The organism is Burkholderia sp. ABCPW 11 (assembly GCF_001523445.1).
GTDB lineage: Bacteria > Pseudomonadota > Gammaproteobacteria > Burkholderiales > Burkholderiaceae > Burkholderia.
Genome location: NZ_LOVM01000014.1, coordinates 1 through 23,371, shown reverse-complemented (window position 1 = coordinate 23,371; position 23,371 = coordinate 1). Strand labels below are relative to the sequence as shown.

General features: G+C 68.2%; 20 protein-coding genes and 2 pseudogenes. 12 read left to right on the top strand and 10 right to left on the bottom strand.

Translation table 11 applies throughout. The annotated features are described in order from the left end of the window. Together fucP and rbsK are read right to left on the bottom strand one after the other, a co-directional pair. Positions 1-1,374 (bottom strand): L-fucose:H+ symporter permease, encoded by a 1,374-nt coding sequence (gene fucP, locus WS61_RS06960; protein ID WP_059499801.1) that lies wholly within the window; start codon positions 1,372-1,374, stop codon positions 1-3. 40 nt (positions 1,375-1,414) lie between these two features. After that, on the bottom strand, positions 1,415-2,341 hold the full coding sequence (rbsK, locus tag WS61_RS06955) for a ribokinase (protein WP_059499800.1): 927 nt from the start codon (positions 2,339-2,341) through the stop codon (positions 1,415-1,417). A gap of 407 nt (positions 2,342-2,748) precedes the next feature. Between rbsK and WS61_RS06950 the strand changes: the two genes are divergently transcribed. Next, on the top strand, positions 2,749-3,426 hold the full coding sequence (locus tag WS61_RS06950) for a heavy metal response regulator transcription factor (protein WP_059499809.1): 678 nt from the start codon (positions 2,749-2,751) through the stop codon (positions 3,424-3,426). After that, complete coding sequence (locus WS61_RS06945) at positions 3,423-4,883, top strand: heavy metal sensor histidine kinase (protein ID WP_059499799.1); 1,461 nt, start codon at positions 3,423-3,425, stop codon at positions 4,881-4,883. Before WS61_RS06950 ends, WS61_RS06945 begins: the two co-directional genes overlap by 4 nt. On the opposite strand, the gene WS61_RS06940 is transcribed toward WS61_RS06945, so the two are convergent. Genes WS61_RS06940 through WS61_RS06930 form a run of 3 tightly spaced genes read right to left on the bottom strand, consistent with a single transcriptional unit; the run spans position 4,861 to position 11,171 of the window. Further along, the gene (locus tag WS61_RS06940) at positions 4,861-6,387 is read right to left on the bottom strand and encodes an efflux transporter outer membrane subunit (protein WP_059499798.1); all 1,527 of its coding nucleotides are present in this window, start codon (positions 6,385-6,387) and stop codon (positions 4,861-4,863) included. The genes WS61_RS06945 and WS61_RS06940 overlap by 23 nt on opposite strands. A 31-nt stretch (positions 6,388-6,418) precedes the next feature. Then, a complete protein-coding gene (locus WS61_RS06935) occupies positions 6,419-7,879 on the bottom strand; it encodes an efflux RND transporter periplasmic adaptor subunit (RefSeq protein WP_059499797.1) in 1,461 nt (486 codons plus the stop codon). 52 nt (positions 7,880-7,931) lie between these two features. Next, on the bottom strand, positions 7,932-11,171 hold the full coding sequence (locus tag WS61_RS06930; protein ID WP_059499796.1) for an efflux RND transporter permease subunit: 3,240 nt from the start codon (positions 11,169-11,171) through the stop codon (positions 7,932-7,934). Between the two features lie 270 nt (positions 11,172-11,441). Here WS61_RS06930 and WS61_RS06925 point away from each other — a divergent pair, with 270 nt between their 5' ends. Beyond that, on the top strand, positions 11,442-11,939 hold the full coding sequence (locus tag WS61_RS06925) for an MEKHLA domain-containing protein (protein WP_059499795.1): 498 nt from the start codon (positions 11,442-11,444) through the stop codon (positions 11,937-11,939). A gap of 126 nt (positions 11,940-12,065) precedes the next feature. Next, positions 12,066-12,371, top strand: a complete 306-nt coding sequence (locus tag WS61_RS06920) for a DUF4148 domain-containing protein (protein WP_059499808.1) — start codon at positions 12,066-12,068, stop codon at positions 12,369-12,371. A 68-nt stretch (positions 12,372-12,439) separates the two neighbouring features. Here WS61_RS06920 and ansP read toward each other — a convergent pair whose 3' ends face one another. Beyond that, the gene (gene ansP / locus WS61_RS06915) at positions 12,440-13,930 is read right to left on the bottom strand and encodes an L-asparagine permease (RefSeq protein ID WP_059499794.1); all 1,491 of its coding nucleotides are present in this window, start codon (positions 13,928-13,930) and stop codon (positions 12,440-12,442) included. Positions 13,931-14,401: 471 nt separating this feature from the next. On the opposite strand from ansP, the gene WS61_RS06910 reads away from it, so the two are divergent. From WS61_RS06910 to WS61_RS06890, 5 genes are all read left to right on the top strand, one after another. Then, complete coding sequence (locus tag WS61_RS06910; RefSeq protein ID WP_059499793.1) at positions 14,402-15,208, top strand: transporter substrate-binding domain-containing protein; 807 nt, start codon at positions 14,402-14,404, stop codon at positions 15,206-15,208. Between the two features lie 89 nt (positions 15,209-15,297). Next, positions 15,298-15,984, top strand: coding sequence for an amino acid ABC transporter permease (locus WS61_RS06905; protein WP_059499792.1), 687 nt, complete (start codon positions 15,298-15,300; stop codon positions 15,982-15,984). Continuing rightward, positions 15,981-16,631, top strand: a complete 651-nt coding sequence (locus WS61_RS06900; protein ID WP_059499791.1) for an amino acid ABC transporter permease — start codon at positions 15,981-15,983, stop codon at positions 16,629-16,631. Before WS61_RS06905 ends, WS61_RS06900 begins: the two co-directional genes overlap by 4 nt. Next, positions 16,618-17,370 carry an amino acid ABC transporter ATP-binding protein gene (locus tag WS61_RS06895; RefSeq protein ID WP_059499790.1) on the top strand — a complete coding sequence of 251 codons (753 nt, stop codon included), beginning with the start codon at positions 16,618-16,620 and terminating at the stop codon, positions 17,368-17,370. The genes WS61_RS06900 and WS61_RS06895 overlap by 14 nt, the downstream gene beginning before the upstream one ends. Positions 17,371-17,539: 169 nt before the next feature. Next, the gene (locus WS61_RS06890; RefSeq protein WP_059499789.1) at positions 17,540-17,818 is read left to right on the top strand and encodes a DUF4148 domain-containing protein; all 279 of its coding nucleotides are present in this window, start codon (positions 17,540-17,542) and stop codon (positions 17,816-17,818) included. Positions 17,819-18,011: 193 nt separating this feature from the next. Here WS61_RS06890 and WS61_RS06885 read toward each other — a convergent pair whose 3' ends face one another. Next, a complete protein-coding gene (locus tag WS61_RS06885; RefSeq protein WP_059499788.1) occupies positions 18,012-19,154 on the bottom strand; it encodes an FAD binding domain-containing protein in 1,143 nt (380 codons plus the stop codon). Positions 19,155-19,195: 41 nt separating this feature from the next. Then, complete coding sequence (locus tag WS61_RS06880; protein ID WP_059499787.1) at positions 19,196-20,071, bottom strand: alpha/beta fold hydrolase; 876 nt, start codon at positions 20,069-20,071, stop codon at positions 19,196-19,198. A 444-nt stretch (positions 20,072-20,515) separates the two neighbouring features. Here WS61_RS06880 and WS61_RS06875 point away from each other — a divergent pair, with 444 nt between their 5' ends. Together WS61_RS06875 and WS61_RS06870 are read left to right on the top strand one after the other, a co-directional pair. Beyond that, positions 20,516-20,728: a DUF1427 family protein gene (locus WS61_RS06875; RefSeq protein ID WP_059499786.1), complete on the top strand. Its 213-nt coding sequence runs from the start codon at positions 20,516-20,518 to the stop codon at positions 20,726-20,728. Continuing rightward, positions 20,710-21,447 (top strand): YoaK family protein, encoded by a 738-nt coding sequence (locus WS61_RS06870; protein WP_059499785.1) that lies wholly within the window; start codon positions 20,710-20,712, stop codon positions 21,445-21,447. Before WS61_RS06875 ends, WS61_RS06870 begins: the two co-directional genes overlap by 19 nt. 148 nt (positions 21,448-21,595) lie before the next feature. Here the strand turns inward: WS61_RS06870 and WS61_RS06865 are convergent. Continuing rightward, positions 21,596-22,505 (bottom strand): annotated as a pseudogene (locus tag WS61_RS06865) (LysR family transcriptional regulator). Between the two features lie 158 nt (positions 22,506-22,663). Further along, the gene (locus tag WS61_RS06860; RefSeq protein ID WP_059499784.1) at positions 22,664-22,942 is read right to left on the bottom strand and encodes a XapX domain-containing protein; all 279 of its coding nucleotides are present in this window, start codon (positions 22,940-22,942) and stop codon (positions 22,664-22,666) included. Between the two features lie 306 nt (positions 22,943-23,248). On the opposite strand from WS61_RS06860, the pseudogene WS61_RS06855 reads away from it, so the two are divergent. Continuing rightward, positions 23,249-23,371 (top strand): annotated as a pseudogene (locus WS61_RS06855) (hydrolase); the annotation flags it as partial.

Genomic DNA, 23,371 nt, shown 5'->3' with positions numbered 1-23,371 from the left:
TCAGGCTCCCGACGTGCGGCGCGTCGCGGCGTAGCGCGCGGACGCGGGCCCGTCGGCCGCTGCGTCGGGCGTTGCCGCCGGCAGATGACGCAGGCAGTAGAAGCCGTAGTAGACGATCACGACGAAGCATGCGAGCGGCACGACGAACGCGAGCTGCATGTTGCCGCCCGTGTGATCGGAGATCAGCCCCTGGATCAGCGGCACGACCGCGCCGCCGACGATGCTCATCACGAGGATCGAGCCGCCGTATTCGGTGTCCTTGCCGAGGCCGTCGATCGTCAGCCCGTAGATTGTCGGCCAGCACGGGCCGAGGAAGATGCTCACGCACACGGCTGCATACACGGCCGTGATGTTGTGCACGCTGATCGTGTATGCAAGCAGCGCGATGCACAGGATGCCGTAGACGATCAGCACCTTGGCCGGGCCGACGCGCTTCATCACGAGTGTCGCGACCAGCTTGCCGACGAAGAACGCGAAGAAGGTCGCGAGCAGGTAGCGCGACGCGCCGCGCTCGGTGAGGCCGCCGATCTGCATCGCGAGCCGGATCGTGAAGCTCCACACGCCGACCTGCGCGCCGACGTACAGGAATTGCGCGACCACGCCCGCGACGAAGCGCCGGTTGCCGAACAGCCGCGCGAGCGTGCCGCGCGCGTCGATCCGGTGCGTGACCGTGCTCGCGCCGTTGCCCTTGCACGCCGGGTACGGCGTGAGTGCGAACACGACGAACACGGCGGCGAGCACGACGATCAGCCACTTGTACGGTTCGAGCGTGGCCTGAATCATCGCGAGCTGGTGCGTGTGGGCTTCGGCGGCCGACATCGCCGCGAGCTGCGCATGCGACGCGTCCCCTTCCTTGAAGATCAGGAAGCTGCCCATGTAGACGCCGGCCATCGCGCCGAACGGATAGAACGTCTGCGAGATGTTCAGCCGCCGCGTGCTGGTGTCGCGCGGGCCCATCAGCGTCGAATACGAGTTCGACGCCGTTTCGAGGAACGACAGGCCCGCGGCGATCACGAACAGCGCGACGAGGAACATCCCGTACTTCGCCATCGACGCGGCCGGGAAGAACAGCAGGCAGCCGGTCGTGTAGAGCAGCAGGCCGACGAGGATCGTCGTCTTGTAGCTGAACTTCTTCACGACGGTCGCGGCCGGAATCGCGAGGAAGAAGTAGCCGAGATAGAACGCCGACTGCACGAACGCCGATTCGAAATCGGACAGGAAGAACGATTTCTTGAACTGCGCGATCAGCACGTCGTTCAGGTTCGCGGCCGTGCCCCACAGCGCGAACAGGCAGCACAGCAGCGTAAACGCGAAGAGCGGCGTGCGATTCAGGTAATAGCCGTCGGGCGTGTGTTCGATCCGGGTGCGGCTCATGGGTGTCTCCTTCCCAATGTCTCGTCGATGAAGGCGCCGGTCAGAAGCCGGCGTCGCGGAGGAAGCGTTCGAACGTCGCGGCGTCGGCGTACGACTTCTGCGTGCCGAGGCCCGTGACCGAATGCGCGGCGTAGGCGGACGCGTAACGCATCGCGTCGACGGCGTCGCGCGACGCGGCATAGCAGCGCGCGAAGCAGCCGATATACGCATCGCCGGCGCCCGTCGTATCGCGCGCGTCGACCGGCACGCCCGGCACGTGGCGCGCGCCGTCGCGCGACACCAGCAGCGAACCCTTGTCGCCGAGCGTGACGAGCACGTGCTTGAGCCCGCGCGCGACCAGCGCTTCGGCAGCACGGGTCGCGCTGTCGCGCGAATCGACCGGCATGCCCGACACGATTGCGAGCTCGGTCTCGTTCGGCACGAAGAATTCGACGGAACGGATGCGCTCGAAATCGAGGTCGGCGACGGCCGGGGCCGGGTTCAGCAACACGGGAATGCCGTGCCGTGCGCCGAATTCGATCGCGTGATAGACGGTGTCGAGCTCGATTTCGAGTTGCAGCACGATCAGCGCGCAGTCGGCGAGCATCGGCGCGGCCGCATCGATGTCGGCCGGTTGCAGATGGCGGTTCGCGCCTTTGACGATCAGGATGCTGTTGCTCGAATCGGGCTCGACGAAGATCGGCGCGACGCCGCTGGGCACGCCGGCGACCTTGCGCACGTGCGTGGTGTCGATGCCTTCGCGCTCGAAGTTGCGGATCGTGGTGTCGGCGAACACGTCGTCGCCGACCTTCGTGACCATCACGACGCGCGCGCCGAGGCGCGCGGCCGCGACGGCCTGGTTCGCGCCCTTGCCGCCGCAGCCGAGCTCGAAGTTCGGCGCCTCGAGCGTTTCGCCCCGGGCGGGCATGCGCGCGACATAGGTCACGAGGTCGACCATGTTGCTGCCGATGACGGCGATCGTCTCCATCTGCGTCTCTTCCTTGGTATGGGGTGCGCCGCGCGCGCGTGGTCGGCGGCGGCTCGTGAGTGTGATAATAAAATCACATTAAATGTGAAAATGCAATCCTATGATGTTAGAAGGGTCACTTGTGGGGGCGGGCATCCGGCCGGACGAATGGCTCGTTCCGCCGCGTTGGAGCGGGTTCGGATTCATCGGGGGAGCGCTGGGAGTCGTTACGCGAACGATGCCGCGTTCTCGGATTTTCGTTGCGCGGCGCGATGCGAGCCATGTCGCGCGCTTCGCGGCCGTACGCCAGGATGACCGGCCGATTACCGTTTTGTCATCTACGTCGTTCGCGCCTGCACGGTGAGCGGCCGCGTCGCCGTTTCCGGGTAACATCGCCCGATGTCCCCATGCAAGCGACGGAGCCGGCCATGCGCATCCTGATAGTCGAAGACGAACCGAAGACGGGCGCGTACCTGAAGAAGGGGCTCGAGGAATCGGGCTTCAGCGTCGATCTCGCGAAGGACGGCGGCGAGGGGCTGACGCTCGCGCAGGAAGAGCGTTACGACGTGATCGTGCTCGACGTGATGCTGCCCGTGCTCGACGGCTGGGGCGTGCTCAAGCGGCTGCGCGACACGCACACGACGCCGGTGCTGTTCCTGACCGCGCGCGACGACGTGCAGGACCGCGTGCACGGGCTCGAACTCGGCGCCGACGACTATCTCGTGAAACCGTTCGCGTTCGTCGAACTGCTCGCCCGCATCCGCACGCTCGCGCGTCGCGGGCCGCCGCGCGAGACCGAACGCCTGACGGTCGGCGATCTGGACATCGACGTGGTGCGCCGCCGCGTGAAGCGCGGCGCCACGCGGATCGACCTCACGCCGCGCGAATTCTCGCTGCTGCAACTGCTCGCGCGCCGGCAAGGCGAGGTGCTGAGCCGGACGCAGATCGCATCGTACGTGTGGGACATGAATTTCGACAGCGACACCAACGTGGTCGAGGTCGCGATCCGGCGCCTGCGCGCGAAGATCGACGACGCGTTCCCGGTCAAGCTGATCCATACCGTGCGCGGCGTCGGCTACGTGCTCGAACCGAAGGACGACGCATGACGCGCCCGCGCTCGCTGGCCGCGACACTCGCGCTCGCGTTCGCCGCGACCACGCTCGCCGCGTTCGCGCTCGTCGGCGCGTACGTGTATGCGGGCCTCGAGCGGCAGGTGAATACGCAGGACGATCTCGACATCGTGCTGGCCGCGCGTCACACGCGCCGGCTCGCGGGCGAGCTCGAGTCGCTCGATGCGGTTCGCGCGCACGCGGAGCGGCTGACGAGCCAGGTGCTGGGCAACGAGGCGCTGTCGATGGCCGCCGTCGATGCGCGGGGCGACGTGCTCGCACGTCACAACGTCCGGCTCGCCGCGCCCGACGATGCGCCTGCGGCCGCATTCGCTCCGCTGGCCGACGCGCAATTGTTCGCGCCGCACGCGGTGCCGGTTCCCGCGAACGACCGGATCACGGCCGACCGGCTCGTCACGTGGACCGCCGGCGGCGGCACCCCGATGCGCGGCGTCGTGATCGAGGCCACGCTCGGCGACCGTACGCCGATCCGCATCGCGATCGCCCGCAACATGCGCGACCGGGCCGATCTGCTCGACGGTTACCGCGACCGGCTCAAGCTCGCCGGCGGGCTCGGCGCGCTGTTCGCGCTGCTGCTCGGCTACTGGCTGATCCGCACGGCGCTCGCGCCGCTGCGCGAGATCGTCGACAACACCGGCCGGATCACGGTCGACAAGCTCGACACGCGGCTCGATGCGTCGCGCGCCCCACCCGAGTTGCGCGCGCTCGTCGATGCGCAGAATGCGATGCTCGGCCGCCTGCAGCAGGCGTTCGCGCATCTGTCGCAATTCAGCGCCGATCTCGCGCATGACCTGCGCACGCCGCTGAACAACATGCGCGGCGCCACCGAAGTCGCGCTCGCGCGGCCGCGTTCGGCAGACGAGTACCAGGCGCTGCTCGAATCGAATCTCGAGGAATACGATCGTCTCGCGCGGATGATCGAGAACGTGCTGTTTCTCGCGCGTGCCGAGCATCCGAGCTTCGTCACCCGGCAGCGCGCGTTCGACGTGCGCGACGAACTCGAGCGCATCGCGGAGTACTTCGAGGGGCTTGCCGACGAAGCGGGCTCGACGTTGCGCGTCGAAGGGCAGGGGCAGCTGACCGCCGATGTCGAGCTGTTTCGCCGCGCCGTCGGCAACCTGCTCGCGAACGCGCTGCGTTACACGCCCGCCGGCGGCGTCATCACGCTGAGCGTGGATGAAGCCGCCGATGCGGTGCGCGTCGTCGTCGCGAATCCGGGCGAGCCGATCGATCGCGCGCTGCTGCCGCGGATCTTCGACCGGTTCGTGCGCGGCGATCCCGCGCGTAGCGGCGGTGCGCCGGGTGGCACGGCCGGGCTCGGCCTTGCGATCGTGCGCTCGGTGATGGAACTCCACGGCGGTACCGCGCAGGTCGAAAGCGACACGCTCGGCACGCGTTTCACGCTTACGTTCAACCGGCTGGCGGCAGTGTGACGGTGGGTGCGGGTCGCGCGGCCGGTGCGTGTTCCTGCGCGCCGATGTTCGATTTCGCATCCGCACCCACGCTCGCCTGCCACCCGCCGCCCAACGCCTTCAGCAACCCGACTTCTGCCTCGATCCGGCGCGCGTCGATCTGATCGGCCGTGCGCCGATTCGTCAGCGCGATCGTCTGCGCGGTCACCACGTCCAGATAGCTGACGGCGCCCGCGTTGAAGCGATTCGTCGTCAGCCGCAGCGACAGATCGGCCGCGTCGGTCGCGCGCTGCTGGCTGTCGGCTTCGGACGCGAGTGCGTCGAGCGCCGACAACTGATCCTCGACCTGCTGGAACGCGACGAGCACGGTGTGCCGGTAGTCGGCGACCGCACCGTCGTATTGCGCGTGCGCGCCGCGCAGCGACGCGCTGCGGCGGCCGCCGTCGAACAGCGTGCCGGCGAGCTGCGGACCGAGCGACCAGAACAGGCTCGGCGCGGTGAGCCACGGTGCGAAGAACGAACTCTCGAGGCCGACGCTCGCCGACAGCACGAGATCCGGGAAGAACGCGGCGCGCGCCTCGCCGATCCGCGCGTTCGCGGCCGCGACACGGCGCTCGGCCGCCGCGATGTCGGGCCGCCGCTCCAGCAGTTGCGACGGCACGCCGGCCGGAATGGCCGGCACGTGGAACGCCTGCACGCGCGGCGGCAGCACGAATGTCGACGCGTTCTCGCCGACGAGCGTCGCGATCGCGTGCTGCAACTGCGCACGCGACGCGTCGATATCGGTGTCCTGCGTACGCGTCGATTCGAGCTGGGTCTCGGCTTGTGCGACCGCCGACGCATCGATCGCACCGGCCGCGAGTTGCCGCTTGAGCAGCGTCAGTGCGTCCGCGTACGCGCGCACGGTGTCGTCGAGCAGTTGCTTCTGCGTGTCGAGCGAGCGCAGCGCGAAATAGTCGGTCGCGAGTTCGGCCGTGACCGACAGCTTCACGGCCTGCAGATCGGCCGCGCTCGCGGCGGCGTCCGCCTGCGCGCCCGTCACCGCGTCGCGTACGCGGCCGAACACGTCGGGTTCCCAGCTCGCGGCCACGCCCGCCTGATAGTCGGGCGTCGTCTTGCCCGCGAGCGACGAGCCGAGCCGGTTTTGCGACACGCGCGCGCGGCTTTGCGCGGCGCCCGCAGTGATCGTCGGCAGGAACCCGGCGTGCTGATAGTCGACCGTCGCGCGCGCCTGCTGCAACTCGGCGACGGCTTTCTTCACCGTCTGGTTCGACACGTCGACGCGCGCTTCGAGCGCGTTCAGGTCGGCGTCGTCGAAGACGGTCCACCAGGCGCCGCGCGCGGCGGCGTCGGCCGGCGTCGCGGTGCGCCAGCCGGCCGACGCGGACGGTGCGCCCGCGTAGTGCGCGGGTACCGCGACGGCGGGCGGCGAATACGGCGGCAGCGTCGAGCAGGCGGTCAGTGCGGCCACGGCGCCGAGCGCGGCGACGCGGCGGGCGAACGGGAGTGGGTGAAGGAAGCGCATGGCGGATATCTCGTGAGTCGTCGTCGATGAGTTAGCCGCGCGCGGGCGCCGAGACCGGCGCCGATGCGGCCGTCGCGGCACCATCGGCGCCGACGGCACGCATCGGCGGCGCGCCGCGCGCGGCGGCGGCGGCGGCAGAGGCAGAGGCAGAGGCAGAGGCAGAGGCAGAGGCAGAGGCAGAGGCAGAGGCAGAGGCAGGTTGCGCGGGGCGCGCAGCTGAGGCAGCAACCGGCGCCGCATCGTGCGCGGTCGACACGATCTTCACGGCTTCGCCGGCCGTGATCGCATCGCCCGGGTTGTCGATCACGCGATCGGTTGCCGCGAGCCCCGCGACGATTTCGACGCGCGTGCCGAAATCGCGTCCGATCTGCACGGTCTTCAGCGCGGTTCGGCCGTTCGCGCCGACGGTGGCGACCGTCACGCCGTTCGGCCGGAACAGCAGTGCACTGACCGGCAGATCGAGCGCCGGCGCCGCGCTCGGCACGGCGAGATGCGCCTGCGCATACGCGCCGGGCATCAGCGCGCCATCGTGGTTGTCGACGTCGATCTCGACGCGCAGCGTGCGCGTGACGGGATCGATCGCGCCCGCGCTGCGCGCGACCCGCGCGGCAAGCCGCCGCCCCGGATACTGCGGCGTCGTCAGGTAGACCGGCGTGCCGGTCGATACGCCGGCCGCGCTGTCCTGCGGCACGTCGACGAACACGCGCAGCGTGTCCGTCTGTTCGAGATGGAAGAGTTCGCCGGACAGGCCCGGGCTGCCCGGCGTGCCGCCCGCGGTGACCAGCGTGCCGACGTCGACGTTGCGTGCGGTGATCACGCCGTCGAACGGCGCGGTGACGGACTCGTACGACACGAGTTCGGCAAGATGCGCGACGTTCGCCTGCGCGGACGCGAGCATCGCGCGTTTCGCGTTCATGTCCGCGACCTTCGTGTCGGTGTCCTGCTGCGAGACCGATTGCGTGTTCAGCATGTCCTGCCAGCGCTGCGCGGTCGATTTCGCATAGTCGTAGTTCGCCTGCGCGCTCGCTTCGTCGGCGCGCGCCTGGCGCAATTGCGCGTCGAGATCGGGCGCCGAGATCCGGGCGAGCGTCTGGCCGGCCTTCACGTGTGTGCCGAGATCGGCGCTCCAGTGCGCGACGTAGCCGCTCGTGCGCGCATAGATCGACGCGTCCGCATAGGGCGCCACCGAGCCGGGCAACGTCAGCGTCTGGTCGGCCGGCGCCGCGCCGGGCACGACGACCGACACCGGCAGCGCCTGCTGCGCGGCCACCTGCGCACGCTGCGCGGCGCGTGCATCGATACGCGGCACGATGCCGAGCGCGAGCAGCGCGGCGGCGAGCGCGACGGCCGCGAGCGGCACGGCGAGCTTGCGGGCGCGGCGAGGCGGCGGCGTGTCGGGGGCGGCGCCGCGTGCGGCGGGCGGCACGGCTGCGGGCGCGGTGGCCGCTTCGGCGGCGGGCGGTGGGGCGACGGGTTCGATCGAGTCGTTCATGATGGGTCCGGGTCGGGCGAATCGAAGGATGAGAAGGGGCGGCCGTCTGCACTCAACGCAGCACTGGCGTGTCGGGCGCGCGCTGCACACGCCGCGCGGCCGCGGCGTCGCGACGCCGCGCGAGCCACGCGTGAACGAAGCCGAACAGCACCGGCACGAACAGCAGCGTCGAGCACGTGCCGAACGCGAGGCCGCCGATCACCGCGCGGCCGAGCGGCGCGTTCTGCTCGCCGCCGTCGCCGAGGCCGAGCGCCATCGGCAGCATGCCGATCAGCATCGCGAGCGCGGTCATCACGACGGGCCGGAAGCGGCTGAAGCCTGCGTCGAGCGCGGCCTGCCACGGCGGCGCGCCGGCCGCGAGCAGCTCACGCGCCGCGTTCACGACGAGAATGCTGTTCGCGGTCGCGATGCCGATACACAGGATCGTGCCGGTCAGCGCGGGCACCGACAGCGTGGTGCCCGTGACGAACAGCATCCACGCGATGCCGGCGAGCGACGCCGGCAGCCCGCCGACGATCACGAGCGGATCGAGCCACGACTGGAAGTTCACGACCATCAGCAGGTAGACCAGCGAGATCGCGAGCGCGAGGCCGCCGAGCAGGCCCGAGAACGACTCGTGCATCGCCTGCACCTGGCCGCGCAGCACGATCGACGAGCCGGGCGGCAGTTGCGCGCGCGCGGCGTCGACGAGCTTCGTCACGTCGGCCGTGACGCCGCCGAGATCGCGCCCTTGCACCGCCGCGAAGATGTCGAGCACCGGCTGCACGTTGTAGTGCGACACCACGGCCTGCTGGGTCGAGCGCGAGAACGTGCCGAGCGCGCCGAGCAGGTTCTGCGCGGACGCGCCCGCGGCCGGGACGCCGGCCGGCGTCTGCGGCGTGCTCGCGGTGCCGGCGGGCAGCGGCACGTTCGCGAGCGACTGCAGCGAATTCACCGTGTATTGCGGCGTCTGCACGAGCACCGGGTAGCTGACGCCGTTGCGCGGATCGAGCCAGAAGTTCGGCGTCGTCTGCGAGCTGCCGGACAGCGCGATCAACAGGTTCTGCGCGACGTCGCGCTGCTGCAGGCCCGCCTGGATCGCCTTCGTGCGGTCCACGTTCACGTCGATCGCCGGTTCGTCGCCGGGCTGCTGGATGCGTGCGTCGACGAGCCCGCGCACGCCGCGCAGTTTCGCGAGCAATGCATTCGCGACCGCGCGGTTCTGGTCGAGCTTGTTGCCGACGATCTGGATGTCGATCGGCGCCGGCAACCCGAAATTGAGGATCTGGCTGACGATGTCGGCCGGCAGGAACGCGAACGTCACGCCGGGGAACGACTGCGCGAGCACGTTGCGCAGCGTCGCGACGTAGGCGGCGGTCGACGCGTGATTCGGCTTCAGCGTGACGAGCACGTCGGCGTCCTCGGTGCCGATCGGGTCCGACGAATCGTACGTGAGGTTGATCCCGCTGACCGGCACGCCGATGTTGTCGAGCACGCCGGCGAGCTGGTTCGCCGGAATCACGCCGCGGATCTTCGCTTCGACTTCGTCGGTCAGCCGAGCGGTTTCCTCGATCCGCGTGCCGGTCGGCGCGCGCAGATGCAGGCGGATCTCGCCGGTGTCGACCGACGGGAAGAAGTCCTGCCCGGCGAACGCGTAGAGGCCCGTCGATGCGACGCATGCGAGCAGGAGCGCGGCCGCGAAGCGGCGGCGCCGCGCGATCGCCGCGGACAACAATGCGCGATAGCGCAGCCGCACGGCCTCGAAGCGATGCTCGAACGCCGCCTGGAAACGCGCGATGCGTGCGAAGGCGCCACGCGGCGGCCGGCCGCTCCCCTTGGCGCGCATCAGCGCCATCGCGAGCGTCGGCACCAGCGTGCGTGAGAAGAAGTACGACGCGATCATCGCGAAGATCACGGCCTCGGCCAGCGGCACGAACAGATAGCGCGCGACGCCCGTCAGCAGGAACATCGGCACGAACACGATGCAGATCGACAGCGTCGACACGAAGGTCGGCACCGCGATCTCGCCCGCACCGGTCGGGATCGCGTCCTCGAGCGGCGCGCCGAGCTCGAGATGATGCGTGATGTTCTCGATCGCGACGGTCGCGTCGTCGACGAGGATCCCGACCGCGAGCGCGAGCCCGCCGAGCGTCATGATGTTGATGGTCTGGCCGAGCGCGGACAGCGCGAGCAGCGACGTGAGCACCGCGAGCGGGATCGTGACCGCGATGATCAGCGTCGCGCGCCAGCTGCCGAGAAACAGCAGGATCATCAGCGCGGTCAGGCAGGCGGCGATCAGCGCTTCGCGCACGACGCCCTGGACCGCCGCCTTCACGAACACGGACTGATCGTCGAGCGGCGCAATCTGCAGCGCCTTCGGCAGCCCGGCCGCGATCTTCGGCAGCATCGCCTTCACCTGGTCGATGATCGTCAACGTTGACGCGCTGCCGGTTTTCTCGACCGTCAGCAGCGCCGCGCGCTTGCCGTCCGCCCGCACGATGTTGGTCTGCGGCGCGTAGCCGTCGCGAACGTGCGCGACGTCGCGCACGTACACGACATTGCCGCCGATCGTCTTCACCGGCAGGTCGTTCAGCGCGGCGACCGTCTGCGTGCTGCCGTTCATCTGCACGTTGTATTCGTGCGTGCCGATTTTCGCGGTGCCGCCCGGCAGGATCAGGTTCTGCGCATTGATCGCGTTGACGACGTCGATCGGTGCGAGCCCTTTCGCCTGCAGCGCGCGCGTATCGAGGTCGACGACGATCTGGCGGATCTTGCCGCCGAACGGCAGCGGCACGGCCGCGCCCTGGACGGTCGCGAGCTGGGTGCGGATGAAGCTGTTGCCGAGATCGTACAGCTGCTGCTCGGCGAGCGTGTCGCTCGACAGCCCGAGCTGCAGGATCGGCACCGTCGACGCGTTGTACGTGATGATGTTCGGCGGCAGCGTGCCGGGCGGCAGGATGCGCAGGATCGACGCGGCGTTGCTCGCGGCTTCCGCGATCGCGCGATTGATGTCGGCGCCCGGGTGGAAGAAGATCTTCACGACCGACACGCCGTTCAGCGACTGCGATTCGATGTGCTCGATGTCGTCGACGTCGGACGTGAGCGCGCGTTCGTAGTTCGACGTGATCCGCTTGGCCATGTCCTCCGCGGAGAAGCCGTTGTACGACCAGACGATGCTGACGACCGGAATGTCGATGCTCGGGAAAATGTCGGTCGGCGTGCGCAGCAGCGCGAGCGGTCCCGCGATGAAGATCAGCAGCGCGAGTACGACGAACGTGTAAGGCCTGCGTAACGCCAGCCGGACGATCCACATGATGATGCTCCTCGAAGCAGGGCTCGGATGCGCATTCGATGCGACGAGCGTGCAGTCTGCCGGCGCGGCGTTGACCCGACCCTGACCCGAAGATTACGAAACCGTTATCTGCGCCGGCGCGGCGGCAGCGGCCGTGCGGCGGGGCGCCCAGCGCGAGGCGGGCTGGCCGAATCGTCGCCGCCGACGGCGGTGCGCCGCTTCATCCATATAATGTCCGGCGGCAAAACCTTCGCTCATTCGCGTATCTCGCCCATTTCAGGAGCTAGACCGATGTCGTTGCGCACCGATGCAAACTTCTTCCTCCTACTTGCCGATTCGTATCGCCGGCTCGTGAACCGTCCGCTTGTGCCCGACGGTATGAGCTCATCCGACGGCGCCGCGTGGCTGTACCGTACGGCGCCCTTCGGTGTGCTTGCGCACGACACGTCGGCCGATCCGGTCTTCATGTACGGCAACCGGCGCGCGCAGGCGATTTTCGAATACGACTGGGATGAACTGACGGCATTGCCGTCCCGTCTGTCGGCGGAGCCGATGGAGCGACACGAGCGTCAGGTGTTTCTCGACAAGGTGATGCGCGACGGCTTCGTGTCCGAATACCGCGGCGTGCGGGTGACGAAGTCCGGCAAGCGGTTCTGGATCGAGCGCGCGACCGTGTGGCAGCTCATGGACGCAGACGGAACCGTGCACGGCCAGGCCGCGATGATCCCGGAAGTACGACCGCTCGACGCACCTGTGACAGGCGCGGGCGACCAGATAACAAATCCGTAATCGAAGCCTCACCTTCAGGAAAGCGCGCGAATCGCAGAATGGACACAACTCCTCATCGCATCGATGCGGAGCGGATGTCCGGCCTGATCTGCGGACGCAAACATGCCATCTTGTGAGGTGAACATCATGACCAACCTGATTCGTGCAGTCCTGCTTTCCTGTGCGCTGAGCGCACCGATCGTCGCCTTTGCGCAAACCACCGACCATGAGCTCACGCGTGCCGACGTGCGCGCCGATCTCGTCCGCGTCGAAAAGGCCGGTTACCGGCCGATCGGCAGCGATCCTTACTATCCGGAAGACATTCAGGCCGCCGAGGCGAAGGTCGCCGCGCAGCAAGCGCAATCGGCCGCTGCACGGCCGACCGACGCTGCAAAGCCTGCGACCTCATCGTTCGCGTCGCTCGACGCGCAGCAGTTGTACGAGCATCACTGAACGCGGCGATCGACCGCCGCCCGCGGTGCCGGCGGCGGATCGGTCAATGGCACGCATGCCGTCGCGATTCAGTGCTCGCCCTTCTCGAGCACGTTCTGCGTGAGGGCGACCGACGGAATCGTCGGCTTGAGCAACGCACGGCGCGCGCGGCGGCTCAACCACTTCCAGCCGGCCACGAGCAGCAGCGCGACCAGCGGGATCGATGCAATCGTCCATGTCCCGTTCGGGTAGTCGAAGGCCATCAGCACCAGCACGCCGAGCAGGAACAGCAGCGTGAGCCACGATGTCACGGGCGCGCCCGGCATCCTGAACGAGACGTCGTCCGCCTCGCCGCGCCGGACCGCGGCGCGGAACCTCATCTGGCACACGACGATGAAGCCCCATGTGCTGACGATGCCGAGCGATGCGATGTTCAGCACGATCTCGAACACGCTCGACGGCACGAGATAGTTGAGCAGCACGCCGACCACATAGATCGCGACCGTCACCAGAATGCCCGCGTACGGGACGGATTGCGCGCTCATCCGCGCGAGGAACGCGGGGGCCGAGCCGCCCATCGACAGCGCGCGCAGCACGCGCCCCGTCGAATACAGGCCGGAGTTCAGGCTCGACAGCGCGGCCGTCAGCACCACAAGGTTCATCACCGAGCCGATGCCCGGCACGCCGAGCGCGCCGAAGAACGTGACGAACGGGCTCTGGCCCGCCTTGTACGCGCTCCACGGCAGCAGGCAGACCAGCAGCACGACCGATGCGACGTAGAAGATCGCGATGCGCCAGATCACGTTGTTGATCGCGCGCGGCAGCACCTTGCGCGCGTCCTTGCATTCGCCGGCGGCCGTGCCCACCAGTTCGACGCCGGCGAATGCGAACACCACGCCTTGCACCAGCACCAGCGCCGGCATCAGTCCGTGCGGAAAGAACCCGCCGTTGTCGGTGATCAGATGCATGCCGGTGCCATGGCCGGCCACCGGCATGCCCGTGCCGAGGATCGCCGCGCCGATCACGAGAAACAGCACGATCGCGGCGACCTTGACCAGCGCGAACCAGAACTCCATCTCCGCGAACCACTTCACGCCGATCAGGTTCATCGTCGCGACGATGCAGAGCGCGACGAGCGCGAAGATCCACTGCGGCACGGCCGCGAACGGCGCCCAGTAATGCATGTAGAGCGCGACGGCGGTGATGTCGACGATGCCGGTCATCGCCCAGTTCAGGAAGTACATCCAGCCCGCGACGAACGATGCCTTCTCGCCGAGGAATTCGCGCGCGTACGACACGAAGCTGCCGCTGCTGGGGCGATGCATCACGAGCTCGCCAAGCGCACGCAGGATCAGGAACGAAAACGCGCCGCATACGAGATAGACGATCGCGAGCGACGGGCCGGCGGCCTGCAGCCGGCCGCCGGCGCCGAGAAAGAGCCCGGTGCCGATGGCCCCGCCGATCGCGATCATCTGCACCTGTCGATTGCCGAGGGTCTTGTGATAGCCGGCTTCGTGCGATTCGAGCCAGCTGCGTTTGTCGGTTTCGCCGGTTGTCGACGGTTCGGGAATCGATGCCATGACGGTATCCTCGCGCACGGATGGGATTGGAATCATCCCGATCGCGGGACGATCGGGACCACCGGTACCGGCGGACCCGCGCGCGCAAGCAAGCGCACCCGTCCTGTTCGCGATTCGCCGGGTGTGGCGAAAGGCACGGTACGTCGCGAACGTAGTCAGCCGTAATTCCCGTCACAAACGGCATGCAAAATTGGACTGCGTCTGTTCGAATCCGTGCATAGGGGCCTCGGCGGCGGGTGAACCAATTGGGTAATTTGGTGCGCCGGCGCGCACTGGGAGGGCAACCGTTGCCGAAGGTGCCGGCTCATGCACCGAAATGAGGAATGCGGTACACCGAAAGGTTCGCCGAAATTTCCGTCTCGCGCCGGTGCGGCCGGCGTTTTGCGGCAATGGCCTGGTTTTTGCTGGAGTGGTTCGGCCGCGCAATCGTTGCGCGCTGCCCGACGACATACCAGACAAGGAAGATTCACCGTGAGCCCGACGACCCGACCGTTCCCCCGACGCACCTGGCTGGCTGTACTGATCGCCGCCCCCGTGATCGCGCTGTTCGCCGCCGCGCCGGCCCATGCCGATGCGCTCGACACCATCGCGAAAAACGGCACGCTGCGCGTCGCGGTGCCCGAGGACTATCCGCCGTTCGGCTCGGTCGGCACGGACATGCAGCCGCAGGGCTACGACATCGACATGGCAGGACTCCTCGCCAAGGCGCTCGGCGTCAAGCTGAAGCTGGTGCCCGTGAACAGCGCGAACCGGATTCCGTACCTGACGACCAACAAGGTCGACATGGTGATCTCGTCGCTCGGCAAGACGCCGGAGCGCGAGAAGGTCATCGATTTCTCGAGCGCTTACGCACCGTATTTCCAGGGCGTGTTCGGGCCTTCCGACGTGAAGGTGAGCGCGCCCGCCGACCTCACCGGCAAGACGGTCGGCGCCACACGCGGCGCGCTCGAGGAGATTGCGCTGTCGCAACTCGCGCCGAGCGCGACGATCAAGCGCTTCGAGGACAACAACGCGACGATCCAGGCGTTCCTGTCGGGGCAAGTCCAACTGATCGCGGCCGGCAACATCGTCGCGGCGGCGATTCTCGCGAAGAATCCGCCGCGCCGCCCCGAGGTCAAGTTCGTGATCAAGAATTCGCCGTGCTTCGTCGGCGTCAACAAGAACGAGCCGCGCCTGCTCGCGAAGATCGACGATGCGATCGCGCATGCGAAGCAGGACGGCACGCTGGGCGAAATGTCGCGCAAGTGGCTCGGCCAGCCGCTGCCGGCCGGACTGTGACGAAACGCCGTGCCGCGTGACACGGCGCCGCGGCCGGGATGCCCGGCGCGGCACGTGTCGTTGTCCGAACCCGAACTTGTCCCGTTCCCATGAGCTACCAGCTTCAATTCGGCGAGCTTGCCGAGTACGCCGGCGTGTTCGCGGGCGGCGCGGCGATCACGCTCGCGCTGACCGCGGTCGCGACCGTGCTCGGCGTGGCGATCGGCGTGCTCGGCGCGGCCGCGTACAGCGCCGACGCGCGCGCGGCCGTGCGATTGCGCCCGCTGATCGGCGCGTACGTCGAGGCGATTCGCAATACGCCGTTCGTCGTCCAGCTGTTCTTCATCTTCTTCGGCTTGCCGGCGCTCGGCGTGCACATCGACGAATACACGGCCGCGATCCTTGCGATGACGCTCAATCTCGGCGCGTACTCGGTCGAGATCGTGCGCGCGGGCGTGGCCGCCGTACCGAAAGGGCATCTGGAGGCGGCGTCCGCGCTGGCGATGTCGCGCGCGCAGATGTTGCGCCACGTCGTGCTGCCGCAGGCGCTCGCCAAGGTGTTTCCCGCGCTGTCGAGCCAGATCGTGATCACGATGCTCGGTTCGGCGGTCGTGTCGCAGATCTCGGTGGCCGACCTGACCTATGCGGCCGGCTACATTCAGTCGCGCAACTTCCGCGCATTCGAGACGTACTTCGCGATCACGTTCGCGTATCTGGCGATGGCGCTGCTGCTGCGCGCCACGCTCGGCGCGATGGGCCGCCGCCTGTTCTCCCGGCGCGTGCGAGGTGCGCGATGATCGATTTCACGCTTGGGCAAATTCTCGCGAACCTGCTGCTGGCCGCGCGCTGGACGATCGTGCTGTCGATCGTGTCGTTCGTATCCGGCGGCCTCGTCGGCCTCGGGCTGCTCGTGATGCGCGTGTCGAATTCGACGGTGCTGCGCGGCGTCGCGAAGCTCTATATCGAAGTGTTCCAGGGCACGCCGTTGCTGATGCAACTGTTCATCGTGTTCTTCGGCCTGCCGCTCGTCGGGCTCGACGTTTCGCCGTGGGTCGCGGCCACGGCCGGGCTCACGTTCTTCACCAGCGCGTATCTGGCCGAAATCTGGCGCGGCTGTGTCGAGGCGGTGCCGAAAGGGCAGTGGGAGGCGTCGGCGAGCCTGGCGATGGGTTACGTCGAGCAGTTGCGTCACGTGATCCTGCCGCAGGCCGCGCGCATCGCGATCGCGCCGACGGTCGGCTTCGGCGTGCAGGCCGTGAAGGATACGGCGCTGGTGTCGATCATCGGCTTCACCGAGCTGACGAAGGTCGGCATCGCGATCTCGAACGCGACGTTCCGGCCGTTCGTCGTATATGGCCTTGTCGCGCTGATCTATTTCGCGCTCTGCTATCCGCTTACCCGTTATGCGCGCACGTTGCAAAGGAGATGGCATGCCGCTCGTTGAAACCCGGGGTGTCGAGAAGAATTTCGGCACCCATCATGTGCTCAAGGGCATCGATCTGTCCGTCGAGCGCGGGCAGGTCGTATCGATCATCGGCCGCAGCGGCTCGGGCAAGAGCACGCTGCTGCGCACGCTCAACGGGCTCGAGAGTATCGACGCAGGCACGATTTCGGTCGACGGAGAACGCGTCGATGCACGGCACGCGGACCTGCGTGCGCTGCGGCTGAAGGTCGGCATGGTGTTCCAGCAGTACAACCTGTTTCCGCACCTGAGCGCCGGGCAGAACGTGATGCTCGCGCAGTCGGTGGTGAAAAAGGCGCACCGTCAGCAGGCACGTGCGATCGCAGAGCTGATGCTCGAGCGTGTCGGCCTCGGCGACAAGTTCGACGCGTTTCCGGAACACCTGTCGGGCGGCCAGCAGCAACGCGTCGCGATCGCGCGTGCGCTCGCGATGAAGCCGAGCGTGCTGCTGTGCGACGAGATCACGTCCGCGCTCGATCCCGAGCTCGTCGGGGAGGTGCTGGGGGTCATCGAGCAGCTCGCGCGCGAGGACATGACGCTGATCATGGTCACGCACGAGATGAACTTCGCGCGTGCGGTGAGCGACAGGATCGTGTTCATGCACCAGGGGCGTGTATGGGAGAGCGGCACGCCCGACGAGATCTTCGAGCGGCCGCAGACCGTGGAGTTGACGCGGTTTCTGGGCACCGTCCGACACACGGCGCCGTTGCGCGTCGACTGACGCTGCCGTGCGGCCGGGCCGCGACCGGATGACAAGACCGTAATCGAAGCCTCACCTTCCGGAAAGCGCGCGAATCGCAGAATGGATATCACTCCTCGTCGCATCGATGCGGAGCGGATGTCCGGCCTGATCTGCGGACGCGAACATGCCATTTTCGGAGGTGAACGTCATGAACAATCTTATTCGTGCAGTCCTGCTGTCCTGTGCGCTGAGCGCACCGCTCGTCGCATTCGCGCAAACCGCCGGCGACACGATCACGCGCGCCGACGTGCGCGCCGACCTGATTCGGGCGGAGCGCGACGGTACGCTGCCGACGTCGAACTCGGACTATCCACCGAGCACGGAGACGATTGCGCGCAATCGCGAACTGTATGCGATCGCGCATGGCGACCGGCACACGGCAACGGCCGCGACGTCGGCGTCCGTCTCGACCGCGAGCGCGCAATGAAGCGCCGTGCCGTGTCAACACGAGCGAAGGGGCTGGCGATCGCCGCGTGGCTTGCGGCAGCCGCGGCCCCGGCTTTCGCGCGCGGACAGCCGCAACTACCCGCAGACGACGGCGGGCGCGCGAGCGTGCTGCGTGCGCTGAATCCCGAGGCCGCTCCGTACCGCGCGGCGGCCGACACCCGGCCGGTGCACCTTCATGCCGTACCCATCAGCCGCGCGCCGAGCGCGATCCCGCGCGCGGACAGCAACGCACCGGCCGCACGCTGACGGGCGTCCCAGCCTGCCAGCGCGACATCGAACGCGGCGCCGCGTGCGATGTCGCGCAATGCTTCGGCGAGACCGACCGCGTCGTCCGCGGCTTTCGCGACGCCCGCCGCCGTGTGCGGGCGCACGATGCATGCGGCGTCGCCGAGCAGCACCGCGCGCCCGAAAGCCATCCGCTCGACCGCGAGATCGAGGATCGCCTGCGCGAACGGCGCGGGTGTCGCATCGACGAGCGCGGCGAGCGTCGGTGCGAGCATCCGGTCGGCGGCGTCGACGAGTTCCGTGCGGTTGTCGTCGCGCATCGCGCCGGGCGGCAGCGATCCGTCGCGCTGCGTGCCGTCGCGCGCAAGGAACAGCGACGGCAGCCGGTCGGCCGCCAGACGCCGGTACCACACCCAGTTCACGCGCCGTTTGCCCGCTTCGGTCGCACCGTCGGCGCCGGGCACCAGATAGGTGAGGAACAGGTGCCGGTCGCCTTGCTGGAACGTGAAGCGTTCGCGCAGCAGATACAGCACCTGCTCGGGCAGCGTGCGTTCGTCGACGAGCCCGCGCCACGCGACATAGCCCGCATACGTCGAGCGCACGTCCGGCAGCAACTGCGCGCGTACCGTCGAGCGGCCTCCGTCCGCGCCGATCAGCAGGTCGGCCGTTTCGGCGCGGCCGCTCGCGAAATGCGCGACGATCCGCTCGCCGTCCTGCTCGAACCGCTCGAACGCGTCGCCGGCCTGGATGACCCCGGCCGGCAGCGCGCGCTTGAGCGCCGTATAGATCACGTTCCACGCGGTCTGCGTCTGCGGCATCGCGAAGCGCTGCACGATCCGGTCCTGCGCATCGACGTAGATCCGGTCGATCGAATCGACGCCGATGTCGCGCGGTAGCGCTACGCCGCCGAACGCGAACGCGCGCTCGATCGGCGGCTGCAGCACGATGCCGCCGCCGCGGCTGTCGAGCGCGTACGGCGATTGTTCGAATACGCGGACATCCCAGCCGGTCGCGCGCAGCGCGGTCGCCGCGAACAGCCCGCCGACCGATCCGCCGGCGATGACGGCCTTGCGGCCCGATCCGTGTTCCATCCGGTGCTCCTCCGATGATGCCGCGTGCGGCGGGCGTTGCGTCAGCCGGCCCAGCCGCGCAGGAAGTCGAGCAGCAGCGCGTTCACGCGCTCGGGCTGTTCCTCGTGCGGCAGATGCCCGCACTGTGCGATCGGCTCGGCGCGCAGGTTCGTCGCCATGCTTTCCCATACGGCCTTCATGTCGAACATCTTGCCGACCGCGTAGAAATCCTCGCCCCAGATCGCCATCGTCGGGCACGCGATCCTGACATCGGCATCGACGAGGTCCTGCTGCACGTCTTCCGCGTTCGCGCGATAGTCGGCCAGCGCGCCGCGCACGGCCCCCGGGCGCCGGTACGCGCGCACGTAGGTGTCGAACGCGTCGCCCGCGATGGCGTGCGGGTTGTAGCACCAGTCCGCGAAAAAATAGCCGAGCCATTCGGCTTCCTTGCCGGCGATCAGCGCCTCCGGGAGGTCGGGCACCTGATGGAACAGGAAAAACCAGTATGCGCGCGCCGTTTGCGCGGTCATGTTCTGCGCGACGATGCGCGTCGGCACGTTGTCCATCACGACGAGCCGCTCGACGCGTTCGGGGAAGTCCTTCGCGAAACGCGTCGCGACGCGTGCGCCGCGATCGTGCCCGACGAGCGCGATGCGCTCGATGCCGAGCGCATCGAGCAGCGCGGCGAGATCGCGCGCCATGTTGCGCTTGTCGTAGCCGGCCGCGGGCTTGTCGGTTTCGCCGTAGCCGCGCAGGTCGGGCGCGATCACGCGATAGTGCCGCGCGAGCGCCGGAATCTGGAAGCGCCACGCGAAGCTGGTTTCGGGGAAGCCGTGCAGCAGCACGACGACGGGCCCGGTGCCGGCGTCGATGAAGTGCTGGCGGATGCCGTTCGCCGTAACGGTGTGATGGGTGAGTGCAAGCGTGTCGGTCGTCATGGGGGAATCCCGGTTCTGCGGGCGGTGCGCGATACCGCACGCGTCCGATGCTGTCCGAGCATAGGGCAGGCGACGCGCGTCGCGGCTGAATCGTTCTGAATCGGCTCGAGCGTGGCGCCGCTGCGTCGCTTGCGGCGCGGATGCGCCGGACGCGACACGCTTCAGCGCGGCCGGCGTGCCGTTGAGGAACGCGTCGATCTGCCGTTCGATTTCCGCGTTGCGCTGTGCTTCGGAGGCCGGCGTCGCAATGTCGTACGCGCGCCCCGGCGCGGCCGGCCACGCAGGCGGGCGCCATGCCGAGCCGCGCGTTGCGCGGCGCTTTCAGGAAAATTCAGTTCGCCGCCATGACTTTCAGGCGGGCGTTCCCTTAGTCTTGCTTCAGAACCGCCGCACGGGCCGGGCGCCATCCTGTCGGCCGGGCCCGCGGCGCAACCGGAACGGACCATGCCTTATCTGATCTCGCCGGGAGCCGCTATCGCAATCGGCTTCCCGTATCACCGCGTGCGCGTGCAATCGCTCGCGGCGCCGCTGATCGCGCTCGCGCGCCGGCTCGGCATCGTCGTCGACGAGCAGGCGATCACGCTCGCCGCACCGGTCCGCGATGCGGACACCGCCGACACAACCGCGGAAGCCACGACATGCAGCCCGTGCAAGTAATGGCAGCGGGCGCGGCGGCCCCCGATCGCCTGCGCGGCGAGGATGTGTACCTTGCATCGATCGCCGGCTATGTCGACACGCTCGGCTTCGTCGCGCTGTTCGGGCTCTTTACCGCGCACGTCACCGGCAACTTCATCCTGATCGGCTCTGGCCTCGCCGGTGTCGGTCAGGGCCTCATGATCAAGTGGCTCGCGTTTCCGGCATTCATCGCGGGGATCGTGGCCGCCCGCCTGCTCGATCACCGGATGCGCGTGCGCGGGCATGGCCCGCGGGCGCGCGCGCTGTACGCGCTGCAGACGATCCTGCTGGCCGGATTCATGCTCGCCGGCGTCGCGGCGTCGCCGATCGGCAGCGCCGATGCGCCCGCGACGATCGTCTGCGGGCTGCTCGGTGCGGCGGCAATGGGCGTGCAGAACGCGCACGGCCGGCTGACCGCGCGCACCGTCGTCGCGAACACCGTGATGACCGGCAACGTCACGCAGGCGGTCATCGATGCATTCGACTGGCTCGTGCCGATTGCCGCGCCGGCCGAACGGGAAGCCGCACGCACGCGGCTGCGACGCACGCTGCCGCCGGTTGCCGGATTCGCGCTCGGCGCGGGCGCCGGGGCGAGCGCCTACCTGTACGCCGGGTTCTGGGCACTGGCGCTGCCGCTCGCGGCGCTCGGCTTCCTCACCTGGCGATCCGGCCGGACCGGCGAGCCGTCCGCGTCGCGCTGAACGCCGATTCCGCATGCGACGTCGGCTGCGTGCGGAATGGGGGCGGCGAAGCCGCTCCGCTCTTCATTCTTTCGACGCTGATTTCGGGAACGGTTTGATGCAGGTGAGCAAGCGCGAGACCGCTCGACCGTTCGTAGAAAGCGCAGCGTCACACGCGCGCGGTGAACCGGTCGACGAGGTCGTGGTGATCGAGCCGTTCGACCCACCAGCGTAGCGCGCGCCCGGCTTCGTTGGCGCGCCACGCGATATAGCAATGGGTCGTGTCGCGCATGCCGGCGACTTCCCGCGCGACGAGCCTGCCTTGCGCGATCGCGGGCGCCGCGATGCAGTCCGGGAGCGTACCCACCGCGAGCCCTTCGCATTGCGCGGCCAGTTTCGCAGCGAGCGTCGGCACCGCGAGATACCGTTGGCCAGGGTCAAGCGCGGCCGACTGCGGCTGAAGTTCGCGGGACGTGTCGGAGATCACCGCGCCGCGATACTCGACGATCGATGCCATCGACAGCGGTTCGGGCAGCGCGGCGAGCGGATGGGTAGGGGGCGACCGCGAACACGTGCCGCAGCGTGCCGATTGGCTGCGCGACGATGTCCGGCAGTTCAGGCGGCTCGCCGGCCGCGCCGACGATCAGATCGGCCCGCCGCGAAATCAGCGCGTCCCAGGTGCCGCCGAGCACTTCGGTGGAGAGTCGCAGCCGCGTATCCATTTCGAGATCGTAGAACGCGTGGACATATGGCCACAGCTTGTCGAAAGGCAGTATCTCGGCGATGCAGACGCGGATCTCGGTTTCCCAACCTTGCTGCGCGCGCTGCGCCTTCCGTTCAAGCTGTTCGGCAGCGCGAAGCAGACGACGGCCTTCCTCGACGACGATGCGGCCCGCGTGCGTGAGCTTCGCACGACGCCCGCTGCGATCGAACAACGCGACGCCGAGATCGTTCTCGAGCTTCCGTACGACGTATGTCAGTGCGGACGGCATGCGGTGCACCAACTCTGCGGCGTCGGCAAACGTACCGGTGCGGTCGATCGCGTCCAGTGCCTCGAGTGCTTCGAAAGACAGCTTCATGGCGAATTTCGCGACGGCAAGCGCATCAGGCGATGTCGCGCCCTCGAGCGACGCTGAATCCAATACGGTTCAAAACGGGTCGTCATCCGACGTGCCGGGACACGCACGCCTGCGAGCCAACGGTCGGGCCGACGCCGCGTTCGCTCGACATCGGCCCGTCACGTCGGCGTCGATTCGCGGCGCTTTACGGCAGCGTCGGCGTGTGCGCCGGGCAGCGCGCCGAACATGTGCTGGCTGCACTTGGCGTCGCGCCACGCGGTTCCCAGTTGGATGCCGTCGAACATCCGACGCACCACGGGAAGAATCTGCTCGCCGGCGAGAATGCCGAGCAGGCCGGCCAGGGCGACGGCGGGCGGCGCCGGCGATTGCACGCCGATCAGCGCATAAACGACGCCGGCTAGGATGCCGGCGAGAAGTGAAGCAATGTACGGTTTCATGGGTCTGGAATGGAATGACGGCCGTTAAAGATACGGACAACTACCGGGCTGGCGTCGATCCGAAAGTCTTGGGCCAGCCTATCAGGTCCGCGCGTTCGTCGTCAGCGCATTCAATGAAATTCAGATCTTTTCAGTCTGAATTCAGAGCGTGGCGAAAATCAGAACAATTAACTGGTGCGGCCGCAAGTTCACGTATTGAATGGCGCAGGCCGGCTGCCGACGCTTGCGACTCGGCGCATTGGACGCTTCGCGGATTCGTCGGCCAGGCAAGCCTCATCTTTCTTCGCGTCAAAGGACATCACCATCATGAGCAACCCCAAGCTTGAAGTACTTACCCCGCACAACAGCCAGCTGATCTTCATCGACCAGCAGCCGCAGATGGCGTTCGGCGTGCAGTCGATCGATCGCCAGACGCTGAAGAACAACGTC